General features: G+C 74.6%; 10 protein-coding genes and 2 tRNA genes. 7 read left to right on the plus strand and 5 right to left on the minus strand.

Annotated elements, in window-relative coordinates:
* Positions 1–276: 276 nt before the first annotated feature.
* The gene (locus WCD41_RS30385; RefSeq protein WP_337719002.1) at positions 277–2,406 is read right to left on the minus strand and encodes a bifunctional copper resistance protein CopD/cytochrome c oxidase assembly protein; all 2,130 of its coding nucleotides are present in this window, start codon (positions 2,404–2,406) and stop codon (positions 277–279) included.
* A 60-nt stretch (positions 2,407–2,466) separates the two neighbouring features.
* Here WCD41_RS30385 and WCD41_RS30390 point away from each other — a divergent pair.
* Positions 2,467–2,539: transfer RNA gene (locus WCD41_RS30390), tRNA-Arg, on the plus strand.
* Between the two features lie 94 nt (positions 2,540–2,633).
* Here the strand turns inward: WCD41_RS30390 and WCD41_RS30395 are convergent.
* Both WCD41_RS30395 and WCD41_RS30400 read right to left on the minus strand, forming a co-directional pair.
* The gene (locus WCD41_RS30395; protein WP_337719003.1) at positions 2,634–3,206 is read right to left on the minus strand and encodes a class I SAM-dependent methyltransferase; all 573 of its coding nucleotides are present in this window, start codon (positions 3,204–3,206) and stop codon (positions 2,634–2,636) included.
* Positions 3,207–3,372: 166 nt separating this feature from the next.
* Positions 3,373–4,206, minus strand: coding sequence for an alpha/beta fold hydrolase (locus WCD41_RS30400; RefSeq protein ID WP_337719004.1), 834 nt, complete (start codon positions 4,204–4,206; stop codon positions 3,373–3,375).
* A gap of 24 nt (positions 4,207–4,230) precedes the next feature.
* On the opposite strand from WCD41_RS30400, the gene WCD41_RS30405 reads away from it, so the two are divergent.
* From WCD41_RS30405 to WCD41_RS30425, 5 genes are all read left to right on the plus strand, one after another.
* The gene (locus tag WCD41_RS30405; RefSeq protein WP_337719005.1) at positions 4,231–4,785 is read left to right on the plus strand and encodes a TetR/AcrR family transcriptional regulator; all 555 of its coding nucleotides are present in this window, start codon (positions 4,231–4,233) and stop codon (positions 4,783–4,785) included.
* Between the two features lie 87 nt (positions 4,786–4,872).
* Positions 4,873–5,211 (plus strand): ArsR/SmtB family transcription factor, encoded by a 339-nt coding sequence (locus tag WCD41_RS30410; protein ID WP_337719006.1) that lies wholly within the window; start codon positions 4,873–4,875, stop codon positions 5,209–5,211.
* Entirely contained in the window at positions 5,208–5,441 is a 234-nt protein-coding gene (locus tag WCD41_RS30415) for a hypothetical protein (RefSeq protein WP_337719007.1), read from the plus strand. The genes WCD41_RS30410 and WCD41_RS30415 overlap by 4 nt, the downstream gene beginning before the upstream one ends.
* A 47-nt stretch (positions 5,442–5,488) precedes the next feature.
* On the plus strand, positions 5,489–5,641 hold the full coding sequence (locus tag WCD41_RS30420) for a hypothetical protein (RefSeq protein ID WP_337719008.1): 153 nt from the start codon (positions 5,489–5,491) through the stop codon (positions 5,639–5,641).
* A 78-nt stretch (positions 5,642–5,719) separates the two neighbouring features.
* Entirely contained in the window at positions 5,720–7,141 is a 1,422-nt protein-coding gene (locus WCD41_RS30425) for a WS/DGAT/MGAT family O-acyltransferase (protein ID WP_337719009.1), read from the plus strand.
* On the opposite strand, the gene WCD41_RS30430 is transcribed toward WCD41_RS30425, so the two are convergent.
* Both WCD41_RS30430 and WCD41_RS30435 read right to left on the minus strand, forming a co-directional pair.
* Positions 7,075–8,604 (minus strand): gluconokinase, encoded by a 1,530-nt coding sequence (locus WCD41_RS30430; protein WP_337719010.1) that lies wholly within the window; start codon positions 8,602–8,604, stop codon positions 7,075–7,077. The genes WCD41_RS30425 and WCD41_RS30430 overlap by 67 nt on opposite strands.
* Positions 8,601–10,118 (minus strand): GntT/GntP/DsdX family permease, encoded by a 1,518-nt coding sequence (locus tag WCD41_RS30435; protein ID WP_337719011.1) that lies wholly within the window; start codon positions 10,116–10,118, stop codon positions 8,601–8,603. The genes WCD41_RS30430 and WCD41_RS30435 overlap by 4 nt, the downstream gene beginning before the upstream one ends.
* An 88-nt stretch (positions 10,119–10,206) precedes the next feature.
* Here WCD41_RS30435 and WCD41_RS30440 point away from each other — a divergent pair.
* Positions 10,207–10,302 (plus strand) — tRNA-Sec (locus WCD41_RS30440).
* Positions 10,303–10,339: the final 37 nt, after the last annotated feature.

Below are 10,339 nucleotides of genomic sequence, written 5' to 3' on the forward strand. Positions count from 1 at the left end.
GCGCCTCGCCGCAGCCGATTCGGCCGAGTTCCTCGCGGTGACCACCACTGTACCCGACTCGTTCTCCGGTCCGATTCCGGGGGTCCCGGTCGGTCCGTCCCGCTGTCGGGCGGGGGCGATCTGCTCGGCCCCGAAAGGCCTCGGAGCGATCGCCGTCTTCGACTGTACCCGAGGCAACCGGCCTCGGTCGGCTCCCGGCCGGCCGCTGTTCGGCGTCCGTTCCCCGGGTGCTTCACCACTGTACGCGATGCCCCGGAGTGCCCAGGGCAGCCGGGGTCAGGTCCGGCGTTCCCCCAGGTCAGCGTCCGCGTCGGGGTCAGGTTCGGGGACGGGATCGCCGTCGGGACGGGCGACGTCGGCGTCGGGAGCCGGCGCCCGCCGCCCCGTCGTGGCGAGGGAACGGAGCATCGCGTTGTAGGCCTCGAGCTCCTGGTCGCCGTCGCGGTCGGCGCGCCGGTCCTCCCGACGTGCCGTGCGCTCGTCGGCGCGCGACCACTGGACGAGCAGGGCGATGAGCACGACGAGCATCGGGACCTCGCCCGTGGCCCACGCGAGGCCACCGCCGGCGGTCTGGTCGGCGAGGCGGTCGATCCAGGGCATCTCGAGCTGCTGGTAGAAGCTCGAGCCGATCACCGTGGCCGAGGTCATCACCGCGATCCCGAAGAAGGCGTGCAGCGGGATCGCGACGAACAGCAGGCCCAGCCGGCCGATCGGCGGCAGCTGCCGCGGGCTCGGGTCGATCCCGACGATCGGCCAGAAGAAGAGCAGGCCGACGAGCAAGAAGTGGATGTTCATCGCGATGTGGGCCCAGTGGGACTGGAGCGCGAGGTCGAACAGGCCCGAGAAGTACAGGACGTAGAAGCTGCCGACGAACAGGGCCAGGGCCACGAGCGGGTGGGTGAGCACCCGCGCCACCGGCGAGTGCACGGCGGCGAGCACCCACTCGCGCGGTCCGGGCGGGGCGCCGGCGCCCGCCGGGGGCAGGGCGCGCAGCAGGAGCGTCACCGGCCCGCCGAGCACCAGCAGGATCGGCACCAGCATGTTCAGCATCATGTGCTGGCCCATGTGCACGCTGAACATCACCGGGGCGTAGCGCCCGATGCCCGACGAGGTCGCGACGAGCAGGACGAGGCAGCCGCCCAGCCAGGACAGGGTGCGGCCCACGGGCCAGGCGTCGCCCCGCGCCCGCAATCGCCGTACCCCGGCGAGGTAGAGCCCGTCGAGGACGAGCGCCAGGGTGCCGAACAGCAGGTCGAAGCGCGGCTCGGTGAGCAGGCCCGGCGCGGTGAGGGGTCGGTCGATCGCGTACCCGACGAGGGCCTCGATCCGCGACGGCTGCGGCTCGGGCGCCGCCGGTGGCGGCGTGCGGCCGAGCGCCACCGCGATGCCCATCGTCGCGCCCATGAGGAGGACCTCGAGCCCGGCGAAGCGCACGATCGCGCCCCGGTCCCCTGCCGCGAGGGCGGGCAGGGTGCGTCGGCGGTGCCAGGCCCCGAATCCCCCGAGCGCCGCGAGCGCGGCGACCTTGGCGAGCACGAGGACGCCGTACGTGCTCGTCACGAGGTCGGCCGGGGTGATCCGCACCAGCGCGTTGACCAGACCGGACACCGCCAGGACCACCCAGCAGACGAGGGCGACCGCCGAGAACCGGCGTGCGGCGACCGCCGGGTGACGGCCCCCGGCGACGAGGTGGGTGACGAGCGCGACGAGCCCGCCGATCCACAGGGCCGCCGCGATCACGTGCAGCAGGAGGCTGTTGGTGGCGACGTCGTGGTCGCTGCCGCCGGCCGAGTGGCCCGTGAGGGCGAGCGGGAGCAGCCCGGCGAGGGCGACCGCGAAACCGACGACCGCCGCGCCCCACCCCAGGACGACGCGGGTCACGGTGAGCGTCACCAGCGCGAGCAGGGCGGTGAGCGCCCAGGAGGTGGTGGTCTCGATGCCGGGCACCGCGACCGTGAGGACCCGCAGGTCGAGCATCTGCGACACCGGTCGGCCGTAGGCGTCGGCCGCGCTGAGCGGGATCATCAGCAGCGCCGCCACGGACCACGTCGCCGCCGACCACGACGCCACGCGGACCGCCCGGTAGCCGTCGGCGGAGAGCCAGCCGGTGGCCGCCGGCGGGGTGAAGAAGGCGGCGAGCAGCAGGAAGCCGATGGTCGCCGCGGCGGCCGTCTGGCTCAGGGCGCGCACGACGGGCAGGGCGTAGACGGTGACCGGTCCGGGGTCGGGCAGGCCGAGCCGGGCGAAGGCCGCCGCCCCCGACAACGTGCTCAGGGCCAGCGCCACGACCGCGGCCACCGCGAGCAGCGGGCCGACCTGGGAGGCGAACAGGCCTCCGGTCGTGGTGGGCCGCTCGGTCGAGGCGGTCTCCGGCGCCTCGGCGGGCGGTGGGGTCGTCGTGGCCACGAGACCAGGGTAGGTCGCGCTCGTGGGGTCGGCGTCCGGTCGGGCTACGCTGCGCGCCGGGCCCCCGTAGCGCAACGGATAGCGCATCGGCCTTCTAATCCGACGGTTGCAGGTTCGAGTCCTGCCGGGGGCACCTTGCCGCGGGCCCGGATGACGGCGGACGCCGCAGACGTGACCGACCACCAGGCGTCCGGCTCCGGCGCCGTCGCCGGAGCACCGGGGCGGGGTCAGAGCCGGCGGCGTGCCCGGACCACCGCGTCCGCGCCGCGGTCCTCGGCCACGAGGATCTCCCATTCCTCGTCGAGCGCCTCCAGCGCGTCGTCCACCGTGAGCTGCGTCTGCCCCACGGCGCCCGGGCGCCCGACCAGCAGGAGCCTCCCGCCCGGAGCGACCCCGCCCGCGAGCCGCCGCACCATCGCCGTCACCGACCCGGCGACGTGGACGTAGAGGCACGTGACCAGGTCGAAGGCGGCCGGGGGCGGGGTCCAGTCGCCGAGGTCGCCCTCGACCCAGTCGATGCGCCCGGCGACGTCGACGCCCGCGCGTTCCGCGCGGGTCCGGGCGTGCGCGAGCGCGGTCGCGGAGAAGTCGACCGCCGTGACCCGCCACCCCCGCGCGGCGAGCCAGAGCGCCTCGGAGCCGTGGCCCGCGCCCGCGTCGAGCGCGACCCCCGCCGGGAGGTGCGCGGCCTCGGCGAGCAGGGACGGGTTCGGCACCCGCCGGTCCGCGGCGGGCGCGTCGGCCTCGAGCACCTGCGTCCAGCGCCGCTCCCAGCCCGCGCGGCCGAAGTCGTCGGTCACCGCACCCTCCCGATCAGCGTGTCGAGCCCGTGGGCGCGCTCGCCGAGCAGCCGTCGGCAGAGTTCGGCCTCCTGGTCGTGGGTGAAGACGTCACCGGTGTCGGTCATGCGCACACCGTGTCCCGGCGGCGGCCGCGCGGCGAGGATTCTTGCCGGAACGGCAACCGTCAGGGCCCCGCGAGGAAGTCCAGCACCTCGCGCGTGACGCGCTCGGGGTCGTCCTCCATGAGGAAGTGCCCGGCGTCGTCGACCACGACGAGCGACGCGCCGGGGATGTCGGCGGCGAGCTTCTCGGCGTAGGACACGGGCTGCCAGCGGTCGCCTCGCCCCCAGACGATCCGCACCGGGATGTCGATCTCCCCCAGCCGGTCGGTCAGCTCCTCGGTGTCGGTCGAGTCGTAGTGGCGGACCTGGTGCTCGAAGAACGACGTCCGCCCCAGCGCCGTGCGGTGCGGGGCGAGGAAGGCGCGCAGGTCGTCACCGGTCATGACGGCCTCGTCGGCGACGGTCATCGTCAGCTGGCGGGTCAGCATCGCCTCGAACTCGTCCGCCGGCATGCTCGCGTAGCTCTCGAGGCGGGTGCGGATGATCTCCTGCCACGTCTCCGAGGGCCACGAGTCGTAGCTGACGGTGTCGATCAGCATGAGGCGTCGGGCCCTGCCGGGGTGCAGGACGGCGACCCGCTGGCCGATCGCGCCGCCGATGTCGTGGGTGACGAGGCTCGGGTTCTCGACGCCCAGCTCGTCGAGCAGCGCGAGCAGCAGGTCGGTCTGGGCCCCGACCGAGGTGTCGCGGTCGAGCGGGCGCTCCGAGTCGCCGTAGCCGAGCAGGTCGTAGGTGATGACCCGGTGACCGGCCGCCTCGACGTGGGGCACGACGTGGCGCCACTCGTAGGACCACGACGGCGTGCCGTGCACGAACACCACGGGGTCGCCGTCGCCCCGGTCGCGGTAGGCGAGGCGGACACCGTCGACGAGGACGTTCCGGTCGAGGAAGCTCATGTTAGGTAGACTAGTCTACCCAGCATGAGCGCACGAGGATCGGCCCGGGCCAAGCTGCTGGCGGCGGCATCGGCGCGCTTCTACGCGCAGGGTGTGACGGGCACGGGCATCGACGTGATCACCGCGGACGCGGGCGTCGCCAAGATGAGCCTGTACAACAACTTCCGGTCGAAGGCCGAGCTCGTGGCGGCGTACCTGGAGAGCCGCCAGGAGGAGTTCCGCGAGCTGTACCGCCGACGCCTGCGGGACGACATGGCCCCGGGGGCCCGGGCGCTCGCCGTCCTCGACGCGTACGTCGAGCACGCGGAAGGTGCGGCCGACTTCCGTGGCTGTGGACTGCTCAACGCCGCGGGCGAGCTCTCGGACGGTGACCCCGGCCGGGCGCTCGTCGCGGCGCAGAAGGCCGAGGTCGAGCAGATGCTGCGCGACGCCCTCGCCCCGCGCGACGACGCCGACGTCGTCGCCGAGCACCTGTCGCTGCTGCTCGAGGGGGCGATGGTGCGCGGCGGGCTGGAGGGCGACGTGCACCGCCTCCGCCGGGCGCGGGACATCGCGGCGGGGCTCGTCGGGGAGTGCTGACCCGGGCCGGGTGGTCGACGACCCTGGGCATCGCCCGGTGCTTCGCGGAGGGGTCTTCTATCAGCCGTCGCTGATATGGTCGGCGACGTGCACGCGATGGACGTGCTCGGCGACCCCGTCCGCCGGCGGATCCTCGAGCTCCTGGCCGACGGTGAGCTGGCGTCGGGCGCCGTCGTCGAGCACATCCGCGAGGAGTTCGGCATCTCGCAGCCCGGGGTGTCGCAGCACCTGCGGGTCCTGCGCGAGAACGGGCTGGCGTCGGTGCGCGCGGAGGGCACGCGACGGCTCTACTCCGTCGACGCGGGTGGGCTGCGCGAGGTGGACGGGTGGCTCGCGCCCTTCCGGCACTTCTGGGAGCAGCGGCTCGACGCGCTCGGCACCGAGATCGCCCGCGGCAAGCGCGCCCGCCGCGAGGAGGAGCGGTGAAGGCCTACGTCGCCAGCCCGTACGGCTTCGCGGAGTCGACGAAGACCTGGTACGACACGACGCTGCTGCCGTTGATCGAGGAGCACGTCGAGGTCCTCGACCCGTGGAAGGTCCAGCCGGAGGGCTCCGGCCCCGAGACGTGGCTCGCGCTCGGCGCCCGTCACCTCGACACCATCGAGCACGAGGCCGACCTCGTCGTCGCCTGCCTCGACCAGGAGCCCCCCGAGTAAGTGGGACGGTCGTCGAGGTCGCCTGGGCCGCGGCGCACGGCAAGCCGGTGATCGCCTACCGCGGCGACCTGCGCCAGGGCGGCGAGGAGGGGCTGCGCTACAACCTCATGATCGGGGCGGCGGTGCGGCGCAGCGGCGGCGAGGAGGTCGGTGACCTGGCCTCGCTGGCGGCGGCGTTGCGGCGGCACGCGCGACAGTGACCGACGAGTAGGTCACACTGACGACGGACACGTTCGGCGGAGCGTGCCAGGGGTCGGGAGGGGACCGAGTTGGCGACCATGTCGTTCCGGGACGCGATGTTCCTGCTCGCCGAGTCGCGGGAGCGGCCGACCCACGTCGGGTCGCTGATGCTCTTCGACCGGCCCGAGGGCGCGGGGCCCGACTACCTCGCCGACCTGCACCGGCAGCTCGTCTCCGGTGACGTCGACATCGCGCCGCTGTTCCGCCGGCGGGCCACCCGGGGGCTGTCGACGCTCGGCCAGTGGGCCTGGACGACCGACGACGACGTCGACATCGAGTACCACGTGCGCCTGTCCGCGCTCCCGCGGCCGGGGCGCATCCGTGAGCTGCTCGAGCTCGTGTCCCGGCTGCACGGCAGCCTGCTCGACCGGCACCGTCCGTTGTGGGAGTTCCACCTCATCGAGGGCGTGGAGGGCGACCGCTTCGCGGTCTACAGCAAGATCCACCACGCGATGATGGACGGGGTCCGCGCGATGCGGCACCTCGAGAAGGCCCTGAGCACCGACCCCGAGGAGCGCGACATGGCGCCCTTCTGGGCCGTCGACCCGCGCCCGGGCCGCAGCAGCCGCCCCGTCGGCGAGAAGGCGCCCGCCCCGACCGGGACGCTCGGTGCCGCGCGCGAGTACGTCGGCGGCGCGCTGCGCACGGCGGGCACGCTCGCGGAGACCGTCGGCCAGGGCCTCAACGTCGGCCCCGCGCTGGTGTCGTCGCTCTACCGTGGCCTCGTCGAGCACGATCTGGCGCTGCCGTTCGAGGCGCCGCCCACCATGCTCAACGTCCCGATCACCGGGGCCCGGCGCTTCGCGGCGCAGTCGTGGCCGCTCAAGCGGATCCAGCGGGTGCGCGAGCGCACCGGCACCACCGTCAACGACGTCATGCTCGCGATGAGCGCCGGCGCGCTGCGGCACTACCTGGAGGCGCACGACGGGCTGCCCGAGAAGCCGCTGGTGGCCGCGCTGCCCGTCGCCCTCGAGGACTCGGGGTCCGGCAACGCCCTCGGCGCGATCCTCGTGAACCTCGCGACCGACGAGCCCGACCCGGCCGAGCGCCTGCGGAAGATCCGGCAGTCGGGGCTCGCGGCCAAGGAGAACCTCCAGGGCCGCGACCCGATGACGATCGCCGCGCTCTCGGCCGTCGTCGCCGCCCCGATCGGCCTGGGCCTGGTGCCCGGGACGTCGGCGATCAACCAGGGCTTCAACCTGATCATCTCGAACGTGCCCGGCCCGAAGGACCCCCTGTACTGGGAGGGCGCCAAGCTCGACGGGATCTACCCGATCTCGGTGCCGCTCGACGGGCAGGCCCTCAACATCACGGTGATGTCGTACGCCGACGACATGGAGATCGGCGTGACGGGCGACCGCCGGGCGGTGCCGCACCTGCAGCACCTGCTCGGCTACCTCGAGGACGCGCTGGTGGAGCTGGAGGCGGTGGCGGACGCCGCGGACCCGGCGGCCGACTGATCCAGCTCCGCCAGCACGTCGTGTGCCCGCTCGAACAGGGGCAGGCGCGCGGCGTAGCCGGGGGCGTCGTCGCCCGGGCGCAGGGTCTCGCCGAGGGGGATCCGCTCGGCGGCGGCGACCAGCGCGTCGGGTCCCGGCGGCAGCAGACCGACGCCCTGCATCCCCAGCAGCGCGGCCCCGAACGCCGAGCCCTGGTCGACGGTCGGGAAGCCGACGGGCAGGTCGAGGGCGTCGGTGAGCATGCGGCGCCACAGCGGGCTGCGGGCGAAGCCGCCGGTGGCGCGCACCTCGTGCACGGCGAGGTCGGCCTCCCGCATCGCGTCGAGCACGAGGCGCAGCTGGAGGCACACGCCCTCGAGCAGGGCGCGCGCGACGTGGCCCGCGGTGTGCCGGCGGTGCAGGCCGACGAGCGCGCCGGCGCCGCCGAGATCCCAGTGCGGGGCGCGCTCGGGCAGCAGGTGGGGCAGGGCGAGCAGGCCGTCGGCGCCGGCCGGGACCTCGGCGGCCGCGGTGAGCAGGTCGTCGACGTCGCGGCCGAGCGTCTCGTGCGCCCAGTCGAGGACGAGGCCGCCGTTGGTGATCGCCCCGCCGACCACCCAGCGCCCGTCGGCCAGGTCGTAGCAGAACACGCGGCCCCGCGGGTCGACGGCGGGCCGTTCCACGGTGACGCGCAGGGCGCCGCTGGTGCCGATCGAGCAGGCGGCGACGCCGGGCCGGACGGCGCCGACGCCGAGGTTCGCCAACGGCCCGTCGCCCCCGCCCGCGACGACGGGGACGCCGGCGGGCAGGCCCCAACCGGTCCCGCGCAGCCGCCCGACCACAGCGTTCGGGGCGACGGGCGTGCCCAGCGCGTCGGGGGTGACGCCGGCGATCTCGAGGGCCTCGGGGTCCCAGGCGCCGGTGGCGACGTCGAGCAGGCCGGTGGCCGAGGCGCACGAGGTGTCGGTGACGCGCGCGCCGGTGGCACGGAGCAGCACGAGCTCCTTCATCCCGCCCCACGTGTGCGCGGCGGCGTGCAGGCTCGGGCGCGCGCGGCGGAGCCACGCGAGCTTCACCAGCGGGCTCATGGGGTGGATCGGCGTGCCGGTGCGCCGGTGCAGGGCGAGGGCACCGTCGCGGGCCCGCAGCTCGCGCGCGGCGCCCTCCGCGCGGCTGTCGGCCCAGGTGACGAGCGGGGAGATCGGGTCGCCGGCCGCGTCGAGCGCGAGCAGCCCGTGCATCGCCGAGCTGAACGACACCGCCGCGACGCGGCCGGGGTCGAGGCCGGCGACGGCGTCGCGGATCGCGTCGCCGACGGCCTCGTCGAGGGCCTCCGGGTCCTGCACGGCGGCGCCGGGCTCGGGCTCGTCGAGGTGGTGGGGCGCCTCGCCGTGGCCGTGGTCGACGCCGTCGACGGAGAACGCGACGGCCTTGGTGGCGGTGGTGCCGATGTCGACGCCGAGGACGAGATCCGCGCTGGTCACAGGACCAGGCTCGCGAGCAGCACCATGATCAGCCCGACCACCGAGACGATCGTCTCCATCACCGACCAGGTGCGGAACGTGTCGCGCACCGACATGCCGAAGTACTCGCGGACCAGCCAGAACCCGGCGTCGTTGACGTGCGAGAAGAACACCGAGCCGGCGCCGATGGCGAGCACCACGAGGACCGGGTTCACCGTCGGGTCGACGGCGAGGATCGGGGTGACGATGCCGGCGGCGGTCACCGTGGCGACGGTCGCCGACCCGGTCGCGAGCCGGATGACGACGGCGACGAACCAGGCGAGCAGGAGCACCGGGATGCCGAGGCCCGAGGCCGCCTTGGCCAGCGCGTCGCCGATGCCGGAGTCGATGAGCACCTGCTTGAACCCGCCGCCGGCGCCGATGATCAGCAGGATCGAGGCGGCGGGGACGAGGCCGGCCGCGGCGAGCGAGGACACCCCGGAGCCCGAGAGCCCGCGGCGGAACCCGAAGGTCCACAGGGCCAGGAGCAGGGCGAGCAGCAGTGCCACCACGGGCTCGCCGACGAACTCGGCGACGCTCTTGGGCCCGCCGTCGGGCAGCACGACGTCGGCGACGGTCCGCAGGAGCATCAGGGCGACGGGCAGCAGGATGGTGATGAGCGTGGCGGCGAGGCCGGGGCTGCGTGCCGTTCCGACCGAAGGGTCCCCTCGCTCGGTAGAGCTGGCGGAGGGCGCCCCTCGCCGGATCGCCTCGCCGGACCCCGGTTCCGGCGAGGGGTCCCCCTCGGCGGCTGTTTCGAGCGAAGGTGCCCTTCGCTCGGAATCGGCGGCAAGGGCGGGGGTACTGACCAGCCCGGGCGGCGGGGAGGCCGTGGCCCAGCGCGAGGCGTAGTTCGCGAAGAAGGGGCCGGCGACGGCGACGGTCGGGATCGCGAGGACCAGGCCGACGAGCAGCGTCAGCCCGAGGTCGGCGCCCAGGGCGTCGACGGCGACGAGCGGGCCGGGGTGCGGCGGCACGAACGCGTGCAGGACCGACAGCCCGGCCAGCGCGGGGATCCCGACGCGCAGGATCGCCGAGCGGCCCTGCTCGTCACGCCCGTCGGACCCGGGCGGGAGCAACCGCACCGCGACGACGAACACGACGGGCAGCACGAGCACGACGCCGATCTCGAAGAACAGCGGGATGCCGAGCACCATCGCGAGCCCCGCCACCGCCCACGGCAGCGCGCGGGGCCCGGACCGCTCGAGGATCGTCCTCGCGAGCAGGTCGGCACCGCCGGAGTCGGCGAGCAGCTTGCCGAGCATCGTGCCGAGGCCGAGGACGATGCCGACGTCACCGAGCGTGCCGCCGACGCCGTCGGTGAACGACTCGACGGTCTTCTCGGGGCCCAGGCCCGCGGCGAGGCCGAGCAGCAGCGACCCGACCATCAGCGCCGGGAACGCGTGCAACCGCAGCCGCGAGGTGATCAGCACGATCACCAGCACCACGACGGCCGCCGCCGTCACGACCAGCCGGGTGTCGCTCGCCGTCCACATGAGCGGCTCTGTTCCCCGGGCGGGTGACGCCCTGAACCTCGGCGGCCCCACCCTGCGTGCCCCCGGAGGCCCACCTAGGCTGCTCGGCGGAGGCGTCAGGGTGCCTGGTGGCCCCCGCGGTCTTCAACACCGTAGTGGCCGGGTATCTCGGCCAGGCGGGTTCGATTCCCGTCCGCCTCCGCCACAGCACTGCCACGCCTGCCGGGTCCAGACGCCGTGCC

This window comes from Actinomycetospora aeridis (assembly GCF_037400275.1).
GTDB lineage: Bacteria > Actinomycetota > Actinomycetes > Mycobacteriales > Pseudonocardiaceae > Actinomycetospora > Actinomycetospora aeridis.